The sequence below is a fragment of the Streptosporangium sp. NPDC049046 genome (genome assembly GCF_040649155.1).
Lineage (GTDB): Bacteria > Actinomycetota > Actinomycetes > Streptosporangiales > Streptosporangiaceae > Streptosporangium.
Map to the genome: position 1 here is coordinate 1 of NZ_JBEZEZ010000012.1, position 14,844 is coordinate 14,844.

Here is a 14,844-nt window from a genome sequence, read left to right on the forward strand (position 1 = left end):
CAACCGGGCGGTGGCCACCCGCTTTGACAAGCTCGCGGTCCGCTTCGAGGCCACCGTGCTGATTGCCGCGATCGGCGAATGGCTGTGACCCGGCAAAGCGGCCGCTTTCGCATGCCATGCTGACCGCGACCACGTCGAGCAGGGCGAAGAGGGAGAGCGTAGATGGGGGCTCAGTACTACGGCGCCGACAGCGAAAACGGCGACCGCATTGACGACCCATCCGAGGACGCGCTGTTCATGATGATCAGTGATCTGAACGACTCCGACAACACCTTCGTCGTGATCCAGCCCGATGAGGACGCCCCTGTTTGGTTCGCCTCGGTGGCTGTGCTGGACGAAGGCGGATACGAGGTCGTCCGCCGCGACAGCACCCGAAACGAGCACCAGGTCACCACCTCAAGCAGCATCAACGACATCGCCCGCGACCTCACCGTCTGGTTGGCCGCCCGCCACTTCCCCGGACGGCCAACCAGGCACATCACCGACTTCTAAAACACGCCCTAACCGTATGGACGGTTCCCCGGTCAAGGATCGGGATCCCACGAGTCGAAAACCCGGGGATCTTCCTCATGGGCACCTCGCGCCAGGGTTCGGTTCTATAAGTCATTCAAGCCCTCTGCGGAACCCACTCAGAGCACTACCCCCGCAGGTGTCCCATCTCGTTGAAGATCTCGGGCTTGGAGTCGCGCCACACCGAGAGCGAGGCGTTGCCGACCGGGCCGGACGCCTCGACGGAGTCGATCGGGACGCCCTCGATCACGTGCTTGAACATCAGCACGACGGAGTCGTGCGCGACGACGAGAACCCGGCGGCCGGCGTGCCCGGCACGCAGTTCCTCGACCACCTCGCGGATCCGAGCGGCGAGGTCCGGGAAACTCTCCCCCTCCGGGGGCCGGAAGCCGCCGTACAGACGCGCGACCAGGTTCTCCGACTCGTCGGGAAACCTCTCCCTGATCGCGAACGCGTTCATCCCCGACCACCGCCCCATGTCGTGGTCCCTGAGTCTCGGCTCCAGCCGGACCTCGGGGTCCGCGTCCAGCTCGGCGGCGACCAGCTCCCAGGTCCGCACGGCTCTGAGGTACGGCGAGCACAGGACGAGCTCCGGCGGATCCCCCGCCGCCAGGTGCCGCCCCAGCCTGGTGGCCTGCTCCCTGCCGAGCGGGGTCAGCCTGGCCTCGGAATCGGGGCTGCCCAGGACGACCGCCCTGCCCGTGTGAAAAGCCTCCTCGAAGGCCAGGTTGGACTCGCTCTGGCCATGTCGAACCACAGTGATCGTCAGTGGCATTCTCGTATGAAAACACTTTCTCGATCAGTGGGAAAGAAACGCCGGACACGAAACGAGCCGGGGCCCGCACCTTGGAAAGGTGCGGGCCCCGGCCCGTGAAGTACAGGTGCTACTAGGCGGGGACGATGTTCTCCGCCTGCGGGCCCTTCTGGCCCTGCGTGACGTCGAAGGAGACCTTCTGGCCCTCCTGCAGCTCACGGTAGCCCTGGGCGGCGATGTTGGAGTAGTGGGCGAAGACGTCGGCGCCGCCGCCGTCCTGCTCGATGAAGCCGAAGCCCTTTTCCGAGTTGAACCACTTGACGGTTCCAGTTGCCATGATCATTCTCCTTCGAACAGGGGGCAGAGCCGGGATCCGCACCGCGCGGAACCCGCGTCGCCGCGATGAGCCCATCCGGAGATGACCGGCAAAACAAAAATGCACCTGAAGGGTCATCCGTCAGGTGCACACAAAGTTTCATGGGTACCACAACCGCAACTACGTCCAGGCTAGCACCTGCCCGGACCATCGCACGAGTCCACCCCCGCCGCCGGGCCGCCGTCGCGACAGGCCCGGCGGACGGCGTGAGCGGGCGGGGATGGGCACCCTACGGAGCGTCACACGAGGTCCACCTCCGCGTACGGCAGGCCGCCAGAAAGGGTGGGGAAACCGGGGCCTCGGTCGAAGAAGGGCGCGTCGGCGGGGGCGAGGGTGCGCAGTTCCGCGCGGCGGGCCTCGGTGGCCTCGGTGTCCGCCTGGGGATCGTCGGGGGTGCCGCTCAGGACGACCCCGTAGTCGTCGCGGGCGCCCTCGGGTGAGACCTTGCCGTCGCGGACGTCGGCGGCCACCAGGGCGGGGTCGCGGTCCAGCGGGGAGCCCCAGCCGCCTCCGCCCGTGGTGCGGACCCGGATGATCTCGCCCGCGCGGACCGGGGAGTCGTCCACCAGGCCCTCCATCTCCTTCCCTTCGATCTCCACGACGAAGGGGCGCCCGGCCCGGCCGCCATTCACGCCCCAGCAGGACAGGATCGAGCGGTCGGCGATGGACATGAACGAGGCGTCGCGGAGCATCCGCAGGTGCTTGTCGTAGCCGAGGCCGCCCCGGTAGAGGCCGGGGCCGCCGGAGTCGCGGGCCAGGCCGAGCCGTTCGACGCGGAAGGGCCAGCGGGACTCGGCGAACTCGACCGGGATGTTGCGCGAGTCGGGCACCACGTGGATGGTGTCCTCGCCGTCGGCGTACCATCGGCCGCCAGAGCCGCCGCCGAGGACCTCCCTCATCAGGTACGGGGTGCCGTCGAGGCCGTCGCCGTAGACGCCGGTGTAGCGGATGGTCTCCTGGTCGGCGGGCATCCGGCCGCCGGTCGCCTTGGCCAGCACCCCGGCCAGCACGCCCAGCAGGCGCAGGATCACGAAGGTGCGGGCGTTGGTGGGGGCGGGGAAGATCGGGGTGAGCAGGGTGCCCTTCTCGGGGAAGCGCATCTCGATGAGGGGGACGACGCCCTCGTTGACGTCGAGTTCGGCCATCCGCTCGGGGGTGTCGGCCAGGTTGCGCAGGATCGGTGCGAGCCACTTCTTCAGGAAGACCCCGTCGGCGTAGTCGCCGGCGTGGTTGATCGGACCCTTGGCCTGCGGGGAGGTGCCGGTGAAGTCGATCACCAGCGGCACCGGCGCGGAGTGGTCGACGGTGAGGGTCATCCGCTGAGTGTGCAGGCGGGGGGCGTCCACGCCGTCGTGTTCGGCGTAGTCCTCCCAGACGTGGGTGCCCTCGGGGATCTTGGCGAGCAGTTCCCTGCGGAACGTCTCGGTGGTGTTGGAGATGATCGCGTCGAAGCACGCCTCGACCGCCTCACGCCCGTAGCGGTCGAACAGCTCTCCCAGCCGCCGCGCGCCCATCAGGCAGGCCGAGCACTCGGCGTCCAGGTCTCCGGCGAGGGAGTCGGGCATCCGGGAGTTTCGCGTCATGATCGTGAGTGCCGCCCGGTTGGGTACGCCCTCGTCCCACAGTTTGATCGGCGGGACCATCAGTCCCTCCTCGAACACGCTGCGCGCGTTGCTCGGCATGGAGCCCGGTACGGCCCCGCCGATGTCGTCGTGGTGGCCGAACGCCTGGACGAAGGCGACGACCTGTCCTTCGTGGAAGACCGGGACCGTCACGCACAGGTCGGGCAGGTGGCCGATGCCGCCCTCGGACAGGTAGACGTCGTTGTGGAAGAACACGTCGCCGGGCTTCATCTCGTCGATCGGGAAGTCCCGCACGATCGGCTGGACCAGCGCCGAGTAGGACCTGCCGGTCAGCTTGCGCAGCCGTACGTCGTGGATGCCCGCGCGGAAGTCGTGCGCGTCGCGGATCATGGGTGAGCGGGCGGTGCGGGCGATCGCCGTCTCCACCTCCATCTCCACCGAGGCGAGGGTCCCTTCGACGATCTCCACCAGTACCGGGTCGGCCCCGCTCGTAGGCCGCCCGCCCGTGCTCGCCGGTCGCTCACCGCTCACCGTTCCTCGCTCGTCCGCGATCGTCGGCCGATCCGCGTCATGCACGGCGTACCTCCAGGTTTCCGAACTCGTCCATGGTCGCGGTGAAGCCGGGGTGGAGCGGCAGGGTGGAGCCGTACTCCTCGATCACCGCCGGGCCGGTGATCCTCGCTCCGGCGGTCAGGTCGCGGCGGCGGTGGGTGGGGGCGCTGCCCCACTCGTCGTAGAAGACCTCGCGGGAGGCGGTGGGCTCGGGTCGCGGGTCGCCGTGGGGTCTGCGTCCGATGGAGGGCCGGGTGATGGGGCCGATGCCGGAGACGCGGAGGTTGACCCACTCGACGCCGTGCCGGGGGTCGTCGCGGTAGCCGTATCCGTAGAGTTTGCGGTGCTCGGTGTGGAAGCGGTCCAGCACCTCGGCCCGCCATGCCTCGTCGAGCGGTCCTGCGGGGGCGGGCACTCTCACCTCGTAGGCCTGGCCGTTGTAGCGCAGGTCGGCGCTGCGCGCGTAGACGTGCGCGTCGACGGGGAAGCCCTCGCGGTCCAGGGCGGAGGCGGCCTGTCCCTCCAGGTCGCCGAAGATCTCCTCGGCGTCCTTCAGGGAGAGGTCGCGGGTGACGAAGGTGCGTACGTAGTCGTTCTTGACGTCCACGGTGAGCAGTCCGAAGGCCGAGACGTTGCCCGGGTCCGGCGGGACGATCACCGATGGCAGGCCGAGGATGTCGATCAACCGGCAGACCAGCAGCGGTCCCGAGCCGCCGAAGGCGACCATGGGGAAGTCGCGTACGTCCAGGCCGCGTTTGACGGTGATCTGGCGGATGGCGTTCGACTGGTTGAACGCGCTGATCTCCAGGATGCCCGCCGCGGTCCGTTCCGGGGTCAGGCCGATCTTGCCGGCGAGTGCCTCGATGCCCTCGCGGGCGGCGTCGGCGTCGAGCGGGATCTCCCCGCCGAGCAGGTGCGGCGGGACCCGGCCGAGGAAGACGTGCGCGTCGGTGACGGTGACCTCTGTGCCGCCCCGGCCGTAGCAGAGCGGGCCCGGGTCGGCTCCGGCCGATCGGGGCCCGACCTTGAGCGTGCCCTCGGGTGAGATCCACGCGACGGAGCCGCCGCCAGCGCCGACGGTCACGATGTCGATCATCGGGATCTTGCAGGGGTAGCGGCCGATGCTGCCCTCGGTGGTGAGGGATGGTTCGCCGTCGACGACCACCGCGACGTCGGTCGAGGTGCCGCCGCCGTCCAGGGTGATCACCGAGGGGTGTCCGGCGGTGGCGGCGATGAGGGCGGCGCCGAGCGCGCCCGCGGCCGGTCCTGAGAGCACGGTGGTGATCGGCTGGTGCACGACCTCGGCCGCGGACAGCACGCCGCCGTTGCTCTTCATGACGGAGAACGGCATGCCGCTCCCCCTCTCCGCGCTTCCCTTCTCCGCACTTCCCTGCCGCGTGCTTTCCTCCGGGCTTCCCGTACGCGCGTTCCCCGCCGCCTCCAGGCGTTCGGCCAGGTTCGCGATGTAGCGGCGCATGGTCGGTTTGACCGCCGCGTCGACGAGGGTGGTGACCGACCGCTCGTACTCGCGGTACTCGCGCAGCACGTCGCACGAGAGCGAGACGACGGCGTCCGGGTGCTCTCTTTCGAGGACCTCTCGCATGCGCTGCTCGTGGGCGGGGTTGGCGTACGAGTGCAGGAAGCACACGCCGATCGCGGTGATGCCGCGGTCGCGGAACCAGCGGGCCGCCGCGACGGCCTGCTCCTCGTTGAAGGGCCGCACCTCCGCTCCGGTGTGGTCCAGGCGTCCGCCGACGGTCCTGACCCGGTGCACCGGGACGATGCGGGGTGGTTTCACCCAGAAGTAGGAGTTGCCGTAGCCGTCCGGCACGCTCTGGCGGGCGATCTCCAGGATGAACTCGAAGCCTTCGGTGGTGACGAAGCCGAGGTCGGCGATGCGGTCTTCGAGGAGTTGGTTCGTGGCGACCGTGGTGCCGTGCACGACGGCGGAGACGGCCTCCATCGTCACGTCCTCGGCGCCGGCCGCCTTACGCAGGACTTTTCGCACCCCCTCCATGAACCCGTCGGCCGGGTTGGCCGGGGTGGAGGGAGTCTTGGTCGTGGTGATCTCACCGGTCTGTTCGTCCACCGCCACCACGTCGGTGAACGTGCCTCCGGTGTCGACCCCGATACGGACGCTGCGCATGCCCCCGTGTCTACCCAGTCCCGGCGAGTCCACAAATCGGCGGACCCTGCCGAAGCTGTGGCCGTTCCTTGTGCAGTGTTGGCGGCAGGTGGCGTGGCAGGCGACCTCTCCGGAGACGCTCCCACCCGGGAAGCGGCCTCACCGACGACGACGCTCCCGCCCCGGAGACGGCCTCGCCGTCACGGGCCGGGAGGGTCGAGGGGTGGGCTCTAGCGGCGGCGGGGGCCCATGGTGGTGTTGATCACCGCGTCGGCGTCGTGCGCGTGGATCTTGGCGGCGAGGCGGATCGCCATCTCGTTCGTACGGCGCAGTTCGGCCTCGACCCGGTCCTTGCCGGACTGGCCGACCTGCACGCCGAAGTAGGCGCCGATGATGGCGCCGGAGACGCCGACGAGCCCGGCGAACGGCGCGGCGGTGTCGCCGGCGCGCATCGCGATCACCACGAAGCCGATCAGGATGACCAGGAGTCCCACGATGACGACGTAGAACCCGTATCGCCAGCGGGCCGCCTCGGCCTGGGCGGCGACGGCCTCGTCCTCGGTCATCATCGCCGCGAGGGCCGTGGGTATCTCGGCGGTCTCCGCGCTGGAGGGGCCTGAGGTCACGACGGCCGGGGTCTTGCCGTGGGGTGGAGCGGAGTTGTTGGTGGTCGTCACAGATTCTCCCACTTTTCGATAGACCAAAAGGAATCTCCCATGGTTTTCGCCGTCAAGCCAAGTCAGACCATGTCAGGTCTTGTCGGGACTTAGTCGGGGCGTGGCCGGCGCTTGTCGGCCGGGGACCCCCCACCCCTACCAGGACATCATCTCCCCAAACGTCCTGATACACCGCGCGGCTCAGTGTCGCGCGGAGATAGCCCTCTTTTCTGAAGGATGTAAGAAAACGAGCCATCCATGAAACATCGCGATCACGATCCGTCTGCGGCGTACTAAACCACGGTCAGACGAGATACAAGAGATCTACTACTCTCGTCCGGCTCCCAGAGGTATCTGTGACGAAGCTCCTCCGGCTCCTCGTGGCCCCGCTGTCCGCCGTCGTCCTCCTCACCACCGTGTTCTCGGCCCCCGCCCGCGCCGACACCGACCCCGTTCTCGCCGCCCAGTGGCAGATCGCGTGGAACACCTACAGGTTCTACGAGTGCCTCACCGCTCCCCTCCCGATCACGGGACGCGGCCAGGCCAAGCGCGACGTCTCGATTGAGATCGACGCGCCGGTGGAGCACGTGTTCGACGCCTACTCGAATATCAACAACCACCTCGGCGCGCACTCGTTCCTGCAGCGGGTCGTCACCCACGCCGACCGGACCGACGCCGGGGTGCGCTACGTCAACTTCACGGCCGTGGAGAACATCCCGGTCGCCGGACTGCCCGTCACCGTCAACACGCACGCGCAGCAGCGCATTCACCGCGACGCCCTCTACTACGAGACCGACACCTGGACGCTGCCGAACGTCGTCACGCACCAGAAGATCGTCTTTCACGACCTGGGCGACGGACGGACGCGCGTCACCGAGCATCTCACCTTCGAGGCGAGCATCCTGCTCCTCGACTTCACCGTGACGAACGGTGTCTCCTCCCACCAGGCGACGCAGGCGGGTCTCAAGGCGGCGATCGAGAGCGGCGAGCTCTGACCCACCGGCCGAGGGAGGCTCGCCCGCCGGGGATGGCGAACCTCCCTCGGCCGGCCCCGGCCCCCTTCTGGGCCCGTTCCCCCGGGCGCTCCGGAGGCTTCCGCCCGGCGAGGCCGCGAACGGTCCCACCGGGCGAGGCGGGAGACGCCGTACGCCCCGGCGGCAGCCGAGAGCGGCGAACCGATCGTCAGGGGCGGAGATCGCGGAGCGTGGCCGGGGCACTAGGCTGGCGCCCCGTGACCGAATTGTCTGCCCTCTCCGCCGTTCCCACCGGTTCCCGGGACGGAGTGCTGCGCTTCTACTTCGGCCCGATGGACTGCGGCAAGTCCACGCTGGCCCTGCAGATGAACTACAACCACGGCCGCCAGGGCAGGCGCGGGCTGGTGCTCACCAAACACGACCGCTCGGGCGCCCCGCAGGTCACCAGCCGGATCGGCCTGGGCAGCGAGGCCGTCGAGGTCGTCGACGACCTCGACCTGGTCGCCCTGGTCCGCGCGCACGAACCCATCGACTACGTCATCTGCGACGAGGCGTGCTTCTACACGGTCGCCCAGATCGAGCAGCTCGCCGATCTCACCGACGACCACGGCATCGACGTCTACGCCTTCGGCCTCGCCTCGGACTTCCGCTCGCAGATGTTCCCCGCCGCCCAGCGGCTGTTCGAGCTGGCCGACGAGATCAGCCGCCTGCAGGTCGAGGTGCTGTGCTGGTGCGGGCGCCCCGGGCGCCTGAACGCCCGGGTGGTCGGCGGCAGGATGGTCCGTACGGGTGAGCAGGTCGTCATCGGCGACACGGGCGCCGATCCGATCCGCTACCAGGTCCTGTGCCGCCGCCACCACCGCTCCGGCGAGCTCGGCCTGCCCGGCTGACCTCTCCGCCGGGCAGGAGAAAAACCATCAGACCGGGCAGTAGCCCTCGTCGTCGCAGGCGTCGCCACCCGCCGTCGCGGCCTTCACGGCCCGCGCGGCCGGGGACTGGCCGGTCCGCTCGGCGACCTCCTCCAGAGCCGCGAGCAGGGTGTCCTCCGGCTGGGCTCCGGAGACGGCGAACTGGCCCTCGAAAAGGAAGAGCGGCACCGAGCTGACACCGATCGCGCGGGCCTGGGCCAGCTCCTCCTTCACCGCCGCCACGCCGTCCTCCCCGTCCAGGTCGGCCTGTACGCCGATCTCCTTGGCCAGCCCGGCGAGAACCTCCCGGGAACCGATGTCGAGACCGTCGGTGAAGTGGGCGCGGAAGAGGGCGTAGAGCGCCTCCTCCCCCTTGCCCTGCTCCCCGGCGAGCTGGATGAGGCGGTGCGCGTCGAGGGTGTTGGCCTGGATCGCGTGATCGAAGTCCAGCACCAGCCCGTCCTCGGCGGCGACCCCGGACACCCTCGCGAACATCTGGGCGGCCTGCTCGGCCCCGCCGAACTTCGCCGCCGCCCAGGTTCGCGTGAGCTCGCCGCTGGACTTCGCGTCCGGAGCGAGCTGGAACGGCCTGAACTCGACCTCCACCTCACCGCCCTTGGCCCGGTAGCGCTGCACGGCACGGGCGAAGCGGGTGTGGCCGATGTAGCACCAGGGGCAGACGACGTCTGAGTAAATTTCAACCTTCACACAACGCTGCAACCGGTACGGGGGGCCGCTGATTCCGCTGATTCGTCCCGTCATCCGGGGACGCGGGCCGCGCGACGGGATGAGGGGCGGCGCCGGACGGGGTGTTCACGCCCGGCGGGGCGGGGTCAGTACGGCAGCAGCCTTCCCGACGGGGTCCGCAGGTCCAGCAGGCCCTTGATGGGGCGTCGCGGTCGCCTGCGGATCCGGATCTGACGCATCGTTCGGGACTCCTTCGTGTGCGTGCGCGGGCATGGCCCGCTTTTCTCCTCGCGTACCGCCGTCCGAGCGGCGCGAGTCGTGCGTGTCGTTCACGGGGAAGAAGCGTCCTCTCGCGTCGGGTGAGCCGGGTCCCCGAAAGCCCTCTTACCCCTCTCACGCCGCTGAACCACCGGAACGCCTGTCGGCCAGTTCGAACCAGCTGACCTTTCCCATGGGCGTGCGGTCGCTGCCCCACCGGTCGGAGAGCAGCTCCAGCAGCTGCAACCCGCGCCCTCCCTCGTCGTCCTCGTGGGCGTCGCGTGGGATGGGCGGGTCGGGATTGGCGTCACCCACCTCACAGCGCAGCGTTCCGTCCCGGTAGGAGATGGTGAGCCGGATCGGTCCCCACGCGTGGCGCAGCGCGTTGGTGACGAGCTCGCTGACGAGCAGCCGGGCGACCTCGCTCTGGCCGTCGATTCCCCACTGGGCCAGCCGGCCGCCGATCAGCCACCTGGCCCTGGGTACCGAGGCCGCGACGGGGAAGAGCGGCCAGGACGCTCTCTTGGGGCGGGGTCGAGGTAGCGGGACGGCGGCCACGAAGAGGGCGAGATGGGCGAACAGTCTCATGCCGACCTCCCGAAAAGCCCTCGATGGACGGGAACGCTTCCGTCTCCCGGCGACAGCGCCCTGACACGCACCCGCGCCTCCCGCCTCCCGCCTCTCAGCGGCCCTCGGCGGTCCCTCGGCACGGCCGGTTCGCGGCGGACGGTTCCGACCGTAACCGGGAAACTCCGTCGTCGACCGCATTCATCCGTTCTATGACCCGTACATGGTGTGGGATCTTCCAGCACACTCCCCGAACGAACGCGCCGTTGATTTTGTCGCCATTTATGTATCGATTTATCTGTATTTACACCCAGGTGTATTGAGGGTCGACAGATACACGGTCTTGTCCTGGTAGAGCATTCTTTGCGATGCGGAATTCTCCGCACGCCGGGTAAAGCTCGTCTCCCTCACGACCCGCCGGGGACGAGGAAACTAGGGGGTGTAGATGACGGACCAGGGGCGGGGCGTAGGCGACGGTGACGTCCCGGACGCCACCCGTGGTGTCCCTGCGGCGTCCCGGGTGAGGACCTCGGTGGCCAGGGTGGCGAACCTGGCGGCGGCGGGGTGCGCCGACCGCTCCGGCCAGACGACGTGGATCCCTCGGACGAGGGGGTTACCGGCGAGAGGGCGCCAGACCAGGCGGGGTTCCCTGCGGGCTATCGCCTCCTGCTCGAACGCCACCCCTTGCCCGGCCAGCACGAGCCCCAGCAGGAACTCCGGGTTGCGGGCGTGCTTAAGGCGTACGGGTGAGAAACCCCCGGCGCGGCAGACATCGAGCATCCGGTCGTACCACGCCGGGGAGGTCTCGCGAGGAAAGACGACGAGGTCGTGCCCGGCGAGGTCGGCCAGCGCGATCTCCCACGGCCGCCCCCTCGGCCGTCGCGTCTCCGGCCGCGAGCCCGGCTGCGGGTCCGGCCTGGAGTTCGCCCCGCTTCCGGCCTCCGGCCGGGAACCGAAGACGGACCCGGGGTCCTGTTGCGGCCATGGATCCTGCTCCGGCTCGGGTCGCGAGCCCGGCCGCGTCAGTACCAGGGGGGAGGTACGTGGCAGCACCACGCCCAGCGGGACCTCCACGACGGGGCCGGACCGCAGACCGGGAACCTCGACGGGGTGGTGCACGAGACCCGCGTCGAGGCGGGCGGAGGCCAGGCCGCGCAGCTGTTCCGGGGTGGTGAGTTCGTGGAGTTCCAGGTGCAGTCCCGGCGTCTCCTCCCCGACATGTCCCAGCAGGGCGTGCAGCGTCACGGCCGGCATCTCCGGGGGCACCCCGACGCGCAGAGTTCCCAGCTCACCGTCGGCGGCCTGGCGCATCGTCGTCCGCAGCCGCTCCTCACCGGCCAGGAACCGTCCGGCCTCCCCGACGAGGAGCCGTCCCGCCATGGTGAGCTCGATCTGCCGGCGCGAGCGGTCGAACAGCTCCGCGCCGAGCTCGCGCTCCAGCCTCTGGATCGACTGGCTGAGCGGAGGCTGCGCGATGCCCAGCACCTCCGCGGCACGGCCGAAGTGCAGTTCTTCCGCGACGACGAGGAAGTGCCGCAGATGCCGGGTGAGGTCCACGGCGTCACGATAGGCGATCGCCCACGGCCCCGCGCACCCGCGTCGCGCCGCAGGTCAGAACAGGCTTCCGGCGGCGGGTCCGGGAAGGCTCAGGGCTCCGGTGGCTGGTCCCGGAGACTTCCCGGCGCGAGCACGGGCAGGAACCCGGCCGCAGGCTCCGGCGTGCTTCCCGGGGCGAGCACGGGCGGGAACCCGGCGGCGGGTCCGGACAGGGGCGCGGGACTGGATAGCGTGGCGGGCATGTCGCCAGAGGAACGGATAGCAGAGATCTTCGCGTCCGCGGGGGTGGAGGGGCACCTGCACGCGCTGGACATCGCCGAGGGCCGTGAGATCGCCGTACGCGCCGACGAGCAGGTCGTGATCGCCTCGATCTTCAAGGTGCTCCTCGTCCTGGAGTTCGCCCGTCAGGCGGCGGCAGGCCAGCTCGACCCCGCCGAGCGGGTTCTCGTGACGGCGGAGGACAGGCTCGGCGGGTGGGGCACCGCCGGATGCGCGGACGACGTGGAGATGTCGCTGCGTGATCTCGTCCACTTCGCCGTACAGGTGAGTGACAACACCGCCGCCGACCTGCTGATGCGGAGGATCGGCCTGGACACCGTGCGGATGCTCGCCGCGGAGCTGGGACTGGAGCGCACGCGTGTGATCGGCGGGCCCAGGCAGGTGCTGGAGTCGATGTTCGCGGACGTGGGGGCGCGGGACGACGCCGAGTTCGCGCGGATCTTCCCGACGCTGTCCCCAGAGCGGGTTCGGGGGCTGCGGGTCCTCGACCCCGATCGCACGACCTCCAGCACGGCGCGCGACGTGACCGGGCTGCTCGGACTGATCTGGCGCGACGAGGCGGGGCCGCCGGAGGCGTGCGCGGCCGTCCGCGACTACCTGACACGACAGATCTTCTGGACGCGGATCGCCTCGGGTTTCCCGCCGGGTACGCGGGTGGCGGCCAAGACGGGGACGCTGCCGAGCCTGCACATGGAGGCCGGGGTCGTCGAGTATCCCTCCGGGGAGAGTTACGCGGTGGCGGTCTTCGCCCGGAGCGGTGAGTTGCCCACCCGGCGTCTCGACGTCGACCTGGCGATCGGCCAGGCCGCGCGGACCGCCGTCGACGCGCTGCGAGCCGGGTGAGCCCTGCCCGCCGACGCGTCGACGAGCCCGCGTCGACGAGCCCCTCAAGTCCCGCCGACACGAGTTCCGGCGACGCGCTGACGAGCCCGGCGACTCCCGCCGCCGGCACATCGCGGCCGAGGCGGCTTCTGCCGCCCCGAGGGCCGCCGGGACCCCGTTTCACCTGCTCCGATACGTGTTCGCCTATGGGAGGCGACGGTCGCGAATCTTGGACGCGGCCGGTGCGGCGATGGTTGGGTCCTCATCGGGCCGCACGCGGCCGACGGTCGTCCCCGGGATGCCTGGACGACGGCCGTATGTTCACACGCACCCAAGGGGAGACATGTCCCGATTTGATCGAAGAGGTTTCCTGCGTACCGCGACGGCGGGGGCCGTGCTGGCACCGATGGCCGGAACCCTCCTGTCCCCGTCCCCCACCGGGGCCGCGACCCCGCGTCCGAGTGGCCAGAGTGGTCAGGGTGGGAAGAAGACCTCCGCGACGTTCCGCTGGCTCGGCACGTCGGGCTGGCGGGTGGATGTGGGATCGTCGACGCTCCTCGTCGACCCGTACGTGACCCGGTTCGACACCGGTCTGGCGGCGGGTAAGTTCGATCCCGCCACATCGCTCAAGGTCGACACCGGGGCCGTCCGCAGGCACACGGGCACCCCACAGGTGGTGCTGGTGACGCACGCGCACTGGGACCACTTCAACGACGTCCCGCACATCGCGACCTCGACCGGGGCGCGGGTGGTCGGCACCGCCACCACCTGCAACCTGGCCCTGGCGTACGACGTGAAGGACAGCCTGCTCAGCCCGGTGAAGGGCGGAGAGGTCCTGGACTTCGGCGACTACGTCGTCGAGGTGGTGGCGTCGCTGCACAGCCGCAACGCCAACTACTCCATGCTCTTTCCCGGTGTCCGGCTGACCAGGCCGAAACGCAGGCCGAAGAACATCTCCGAGTTGCCCGAGGGCGACACCCTGGCGTTCCAGGTGACGGTCAAGGGCGGTCCTTCGGTTTTCTTCATGGGAGGCAGCGACTTCGTCGAGCGTAACCTCAGCGGTCTCGCCCCGGACGTCGCGATGATTCCCACCACCTCCTCGTCGTCCACGTACGACTACGTGCCGCGCCTGCTGAAGGCCCTGGACATGCCGGGGGTGGTCGTGCCGGTGCACTGGGACAACTTCGAGGTGGCTCTGCGCAACCCTCCTCAGGCCGACGAGAAGTCGAAGAAGAGCCTCGCCGAGTTCGTCGCTGCGGTGCGCAGGGTGAGCCCCACGACGAAGGTCGTGATCCCGGACTATCTGACACCGCACACCTTCGGCTGACGTCCGCGTCAGGAGACGGAGGCGATCTCCTGCAGGCGGGCGGCCAGTTGCTCGGGCTCGCCGTCGACCAGGGCGGACACCCCGCGCCACCAGGCGAACCACTCGCCGCTGCGCCACATCCAGTCGATCCGCTCGATGGAGGCGACGACATCGCCCCTGTCGCGCCACACCTCACCGGCCTGCTCGGCGGAGGCGCCGTGGCGCAGCGCCCAGGTGTGCAGGGCCGCGGCGGCCTCGGCGTCGACCGGCCGCTCGTACGGGTCGGGGTGCTCGTCCAGCCGGTGGGGGCCGAGCCCGGCGGCGACGCCCCAGCTCCACTGGGCCTCGGCGGGGCGGGAGTAGCGCAGCGAGTCGAAGTCGAGGTTGGAGCCGAGCTCGTCGTCGGGACGGCGCAGGACCACGGCGTCGAGGCGGCCGCCGGCGTCGAAGGAGACCACGACCCGCTGGCCGGGGTGCGCGTCCTTGGGCAGCTCGACCCGGTCCTCGGCCTGCCAGGAGTTGAGGTCGGTGACGGCGGCCGGACGACCCCAGGCCTCGTCGGCCGCGTCGTCGGCGATCCAGGCGGCGAGCATCTCCAGGACGGTCAGGTCGGTCCACGGGTCGATCGCCGTGGAGGTCCGAAGCGCCTCGTCGGGCGCGGGCAGCTTGTCGCCGCGCTCCTGGTGCCACCACCGCTCGCCGAGCTCGCGGGTGCCGACCAGCAGACCGGCGAGCGCGGCGAGTTCGGTGGACCTGCGGGTGAGGGGGGCGCCGCGCGCGAGCTCGACGGAACGCGCGACGCGGTCGGCGCCCAGCGCCGACCTCGCCTGGCTCAGCAGCAGGGCGGCGTCCGGCCGCTCCTCGCCCAGGAGATCACGGATCAGTCGTCTGGCCTCGGTCCTCGCGTCCTCCGCACGTGCATCACGCATA

The 14,844-nt window shown here is 70.0% G+C and carries 15 protein-coding genes; 5 read left to right on the plus strand and 10 right to left on the minus strand.

The features are described from left to right. Nucleotides 1-162: 162 nt before the first annotated feature. The gene (locus tag AB0B96_RS18570; RefSeq protein ID WP_362900094.1) at nucleotides 163-492 is read left to right on the plus strand and encodes a hypothetical protein; all 330 of its coding nucleotides are present in this window, start codon (nucleotides 163-165) and stop codon (nucleotides 490-492) included. Between the two features lie 145 nt (nucleotides 493-637). Here AB0B96_RS18570 and AB0B96_RS18575 read toward each other — a convergent pair whose 3' ends face one another. From AB0B96_RS18575 to AB0B96_RS18595, 5 genes are all read right to left on the minus strand, one after another. After that, nucleotides 638-1,285: a histidine phosphatase family protein gene (locus tag AB0B96_RS18575; RefSeq protein ID WP_362900096.1), complete on the minus strand. Its 648-nt coding sequence runs from the start codon at nucleotides 1,283-1,285 to the stop codon at nucleotides 638-640. A gap of 112 nt (nucleotides 1,286-1,397) precedes the next feature. Continuing rightward, nucleotides 1,398-1,601, minus strand: coding sequence for a cold-shock protein (locus AB0B96_RS18580; protein WP_068904148.1), 204 nt, complete (start codon nucleotides 1,599-1,601; stop codon nucleotides 1,398-1,400). A gap of 278 nt (nucleotides 1,602-1,879) precedes the next feature. Then, nucleotides 1,880-3,799 (minus strand): hydantoinase B/oxoprolinase family protein, encoded by a 1,920-nt coding sequence (locus AB0B96_RS18585; protein WP_362900098.1) that lies wholly within the window; start codon nucleotides 3,797-3,799, stop codon nucleotides 1,880-1,882. Next, nucleotides 3,792-5,921, minus strand: a complete 2,130-nt coding sequence (locus tag AB0B96_RS18590; protein ID WP_362900100.1) for a hydantoinase/oxoprolinase family protein — start codon at nucleotides 5,919-5,921, stop codon at nucleotides 3,792-3,794. The genes AB0B96_RS18585 and AB0B96_RS18590 overlap by 8 nt, the downstream gene beginning before the upstream one ends. A gap of 209 nt (nucleotides 5,922-6,130) precedes the next feature. Continuing rightward, nucleotides 6,131-6,577 carry a hypothetical protein gene (locus tag AB0B96_RS18595; RefSeq protein WP_362900102.1) on the minus strand — a complete coding sequence of 149 codons (447 nt, stop codon included), beginning with the start codon at nucleotides 6,575-6,577 and terminating at the stop codon, nucleotides 6,131-6,133. A 335-nt stretch (nucleotides 6,578-6,912) separates the two neighbouring features. Here AB0B96_RS18595 and AB0B96_RS18600 point away from each other — a divergent pair, with 335 nt between their 5' ends. Further along, the gene (locus AB0B96_RS18600; RefSeq protein WP_362900104.1) at nucleotides 6,913-7,551 is read left to right on the plus strand and encodes a hypothetical protein; all 639 of its coding nucleotides are present in this window, start codon (nucleotides 6,913-6,915) and stop codon (nucleotides 7,549-7,551) included. Between the two features lie 236 nt (nucleotides 7,552-7,787). Beyond that, nucleotides 7,788-8,420: a thymidine kinase gene (locus AB0B96_RS18605; protein ID WP_350946770.1), complete on the plus strand. Its 633-nt coding sequence runs from the start codon at nucleotides 7,788-7,790 to the stop codon at nucleotides 8,418-8,420. A 27-nt stretch (nucleotides 8,421-8,447) separates the two neighbouring features. Here AB0B96_RS18605 and AB0B96_RS18610 read toward each other — a convergent pair whose 3' ends face one another. The 4 genes from AB0B96_RS18610 to AB0B96_RS18625 form a co-directional block, all read right to left on the minus strand. Next, nucleotides 8,448-9,146 carry a DsbA family oxidoreductase gene (locus AB0B96_RS18610; RefSeq protein ID WP_362900106.1) on the minus strand — a complete coding sequence of 233 codons (699 nt, stop codon included), beginning with the start codon at nucleotides 9,144-9,146 and terminating at the stop codon, nucleotides 8,448-8,450. Between the two features lie 372 nt (nucleotides 9,147-9,518). Then, the gene (locus AB0B96_RS18615) at nucleotides 9,519-9,971 is read right to left on the minus strand and encodes an ATP-binding protein (protein WP_362900108.1); all 453 of its coding nucleotides are present in this window, start codon (nucleotides 9,969-9,971) and stop codon (nucleotides 9,519-9,521) included. A 411-nt stretch (nucleotides 9,972-10,382) separates the two neighbouring features. Further along, nucleotides 10,383-11,507 carry a LysR substrate-binding domain-containing protein gene (locus tag AB0B96_RS18620; protein ID WP_362900109.1) on the minus strand — a complete coding sequence of 375 codons (1,125 nt, stop codon included), beginning with the start codon at nucleotides 11,505-11,507 and terminating at the stop codon, nucleotides 10,383-10,385. A gap of 89 nt (nucleotides 11,508-11,596) precedes the next feature. Next, nucleotides 11,597-11,749: a hypothetical protein gene (locus tag AB0B96_RS18625; protein WP_362900110.1), complete on the minus strand. Its 153-nt coding sequence runs from the start codon at nucleotides 11,747-11,749 to the stop codon at nucleotides 11,597-11,599. Here AB0B96_RS18625 and AB0B96_RS18630 point away from each other — a divergent pair. Further along, the gene (locus AB0B96_RS18630; RefSeq protein ID WP_362900112.1) at nucleotides 11,748-12,629 is read left to right on the plus strand and encodes a serine hydrolase; all 882 of its coding nucleotides are present in this window, start codon (nucleotides 11,748-11,750) and stop codon (nucleotides 12,627-12,629) included. The genes AB0B96_RS18625 and AB0B96_RS18630 overlap by 2 nt on opposite strands. Before the next feature lie 322 nt (nucleotides 12,630-12,951). Then, entirely contained in the window at nucleotides 12,952-13,935 is a 984-nt protein-coding gene (locus tag AB0B96_RS18635; protein WP_362900114.1) for an MBL fold metallo-hydrolase, read from the plus strand. Between the two features lie 8 nt (nucleotides 13,936-13,943). Here AB0B96_RS18635 and AB0B96_RS18640 read toward each other — a convergent pair whose 3' ends face one another. After that, on the minus strand, nucleotides 13,944-14,843 hold the full coding sequence (locus AB0B96_RS18640; RefSeq protein ID WP_362900116.1) for a hypothetical protein: 900 nt from the start codon (nucleotides 14,841-14,843) through the stop codon (nucleotides 13,944-13,946). Nucleotide 14,844: the final 1 nt, after the last annotated feature.

Coding starts and splice junctions, on each gene's coding strand:
- AB0B96_RS18570 (WP_362900094.1), top strand. CDS start 163: ATGGGGGCTCAGTACTACGGCGCCGACAGCGAAAACGGCGACCGCATT.
- AB0B96_RS18575 (WP_362900096.1), bottom strand. CDS start 1,285: ATGCCACTGACGATCACTGTGGTTCGACATGGCCAGAGCGAGTCCAAC.
- AB0B96_RS18580 (WP_068904148.1), bottom strand. CDS start 1,601: ATGGCAACTGGAACCGTCAAGTGGTTCAACTCGGAAAAGGGCTTCGGC.
- AB0B96_RS18590 (WP_362900100.1), bottom strand. CDS start 5,921: ATGCGCAGCGTCCGTATCGGGGTCGACACCGGAGGCACGTTCACCGAC.
- AB0B96_RS18615 (WP_362900108.1), bottom strand. CDS start 9,971: ATGAGACTGTTCGCCCATCTCGCCCTCTTCGTGGCCGCCGTCCCGCTA.
- AB0B96_RS18630 (WP_362900112.1), top strand. CDS start 11,748: ATGTCGCCAGAGGAACGGATAGCAGAGATCTTCGCGTCCGCGGGGGTG.
- AB0B96_RS18625 (WP_362900110.1), bottom strand. CDS start 11,749: ATGCCCGCCACGCTATCCAGTCCCGCGCCCCTGTCCGGACCCGCCGCC.
- AB0B96_RS18635 (WP_362900114.1), top strand. CDS start 12,952: ATGTCCCGATTTGATCGAAGAGGTTTCCTGCGTACCGCGACGGCGGGG.
- AB0B96_RS18640 (WP_362900116.1), bottom strand. CDS start 14,843: ATGCGTGATGCACGTGCGGAGGACGCGAGGACCGAGGCCAGACGACTG.